This window comes from Mycobacterium sp., assembly GCF_050701675.1.
Lineage (GTDB): Bacteria > Actinomycetota > Actinomycetes > Mycobacteriales > Mycobacteriaceae > Mycobacterium.
On record NZ_JBOGDD010000817.1, the window covers coordinates 1 to 2,893 of the forward strand.

General features: G+C 67.8%; 1 protein-coding gene. It reads right to left on the reverse strand.

The genetic code is table 11. The annotated features are described in order from the left end of the window. On the reverse strand, positions 1 to 2,893 hold a 2,893-nt coding region (locus tag ACRDUX_RS24990; RefSeq protein ID WP_526417569.1), incomplete at both ends, for a condensation domain-containing protein.

The window sequence follows — 2,893 nt, forward strand, 5'->3', positions numbered from 1 at the left end:
TCTTGAGCACCGCCAAGATCGCCACGATCGCCTCCGCGGACCGCGGCACCAGCAACGCCACGAACTCACCCGGGGCCGCGCCGTGTTCAGTCAGCACGTGCGCCAACCGATTCGAGGCCTCATCGAGCTGCCGGTAGGTCAGGGACCGACCCTCGAACGTCACGGCGAGCGCCTCCGGGGCCCGTCCCACCTGCACGGCGAACCGCTCCGGAACCGACACCGGCGTCCCCGGCGCCTCGAATAAGACTGTTCGGTGGGACCACTCCTCGACCCGCTCGTGCTCAGCCGAGTCGAGCACATCGATCGCCCAGAGCCGCCGGGCGGGATCCGCGATCATCGCCGTCAGCAGCCGCTGGAACCGTTCGAACATTGTCTCGATGGCCGCCACGTCGAACGAGCCGCAGTCGAACTCCACCCGCAAGCCCAGTTCGTGACCGGGTAAGACCATCACCGACAGCGGGTAATGGTTGTACTCGCGGCTGGTGAACTCGGTGATGGTCAACTCCTGCACGCCCGACATCGCGCTGGTGTCGATCGGGTAGCTCTCATAGACGAACAGCGTGTCGAACAGTTGGTCGTGACCGGCGACGCGGTGAATCTCGTTGAGCGCCAAGTGGTCGTGCTCGACGGTGTCGTTGTGGCCGCGTTGCAGCTGACCGAGCAGATCGGCAACGGTGGTCGCCGCGGTCACGGTGGCCCGCACCGGCACCGTGTTGATCATCAGACCCACCATCGACTCCGCGCCAACCAGGTCGGCCGGCCGCCCCGAGACTGCGGTGCCGAAGGCCACGTCATGCTGGCCCGTCAGCCACGTGAGCAGCTGCGCCCACGCCGCCTGCAGCACGGTGTTGACGGTGGTGTGGTGCGAGCGCGCCAACTCACCGAGGGCCCGTGTCGTCTCAGCGGACACTCGATACGACTCGACGCTCCGTCGCCCCGCTTGGGCGGCCCGACCGACCAGCGTGGGAGTGTCGAAGCCGTCGAACAACTCTCGCCACGCGACCTGGGCAGCGTCTCGGTCCTGGCCGGCCAGCCAGCTGACGAAGTTGCGGTATGGCGCGGCCGGGGGCAGCCGCTGCCCGAAGTAGCCGGCGAAGATCTCCTGCATCAGGATCGGCAGCGACCAGCCGTCGATCACGATGTGGTGAAACGTCATCACGAACCGGTGCTGGTTGCCCCCGGTCCGGATCAAGGCAGCCCGGAACGACGGCCGCCCAGCAAGGTCGCAGACCGCGGCGCGCTCGGCGGCGCTCAGCTGCTCGATCTCATCGCCGGGGGTGCGGTCATCGTCGCGAAGATCCAGATACCGCCACGCCATCACCGGATCGGCCGGGATGATCTGCACCGGCTCGCCGAACTGCGCGCTGAAACGAGCCGCCAGGTTGGGATGGCGACGAACCACGGTGCGCAGTGCATCGTGAAGACAGTCCAGATCGAGGACGCCGCTCACGGTGATGTCCAGCTGCACCGCATACAGGTCAACGGTCGAGGCGTCTCCATGCCCCTGAACGACGGTGGAGTGGAAGAGCAGGCCCTGCTGCACGGGGGTCAGCGGCAGCACGTCGGCGATCTCGTATTGCCGTGTCAGCTCGTCGATCTGGGGCTGGCTCAGCCGGGCAGGCGCCAGGTCCGACGGGGTCAGACCACCACCACCGCCACCGACGTGGGCACAGATCCCGGCCAACGCCTCGAACCACAACTGACTCAACCGCTTTACCCGTGCCTCGTCGACGGATGACGTCGCCCACGTCCACGTGGCCCGCAATCGAGGGCCGGCGTCGTCGATGGTGACGGCGTTGAGCTCCACGGTGTGCATCAGCGGCATCGGCACCGAAGAGGCCGCGCCGGCAACCGACAGGGAGTCCTGATTGATTCGCCAGAGTTCGTCGGAGAGGTCGCCCATGCCTGCGGCGAGGCGGCCCAGGTAGTTGAAACCGATGGTCGGGTCCGACCCGCCCAGCTCCACGTCGGGATTCAGGTAGCGCAGCAGACCGTAGGTCAGACCGTCGGGCAGCGCCCGGAGCTGTTCCTTGGCGTCCTTGATCACCGAGCCGAGGGCGATTTCACCGGAGCGCACCTGCGCCCAGGACAGCTCACCCACCGCCAACGCCACCGGGGACTTGGTGGTGAACCAGCCCACCGTGCGCGACAAGTCAACGTCGTCGGCCAGCTCCTCGTTGCGGCCATGGCCCTCGACGTCGATGCCGATCGGCGCCCCACCGGTACCCAGGAACTCCGCCCACGCCAACCCGAACGCGATCAACAAGATGTCCTGCACCCCGGCATGGAACGCCGCAGGCACCTCCCCGAGCAACAGCCGGGTGGTCTCGCCGTCCAGCGACACCGACAACTCCCCAGCGTTCACATAGGTGTCGGTCGCCGGCTGCACCGCAGGCAACGCCGGCGGCACCGCGGTCACCCGCCGCCACGAATCGGCCAGCCCGACCACCGCAGAGCTACGCGCATGCTCATCCAGCAGCGCCGACCAGTGCGCGAACGACGTGCCACCCGTCGGCAACACCACCGGCTGCCCGCTGTGATGCTGAGCCCAGGCAATGTTGAGGTCTTCCAACAGAATCCGCCACGACACCCCGTCGACGGCCAGGTGGTGGATCATCAAAGCCAACTGGCCGGTCTCAGGCACCCACAAGGCACTGAGCAAGGCCCCGGCGGCCGGGTTCAACCGCGACCGCGCCGCCACCACTGCCTCATCGGACAACGCATCGACGGTCACCAGGCAATCGCGGGCGTTCACCGCGCCGACCTCGGGCACCCTCAGCGACCAGCCGCCGGCGCCGTCGTCCTCGACGATCAGGCGCAACGTGGCATGCCGATCCAACAGGGCCTGCAACACCAGTGCGACGTCGGCCTCTGTCACCCCGGCCGGGGCCGC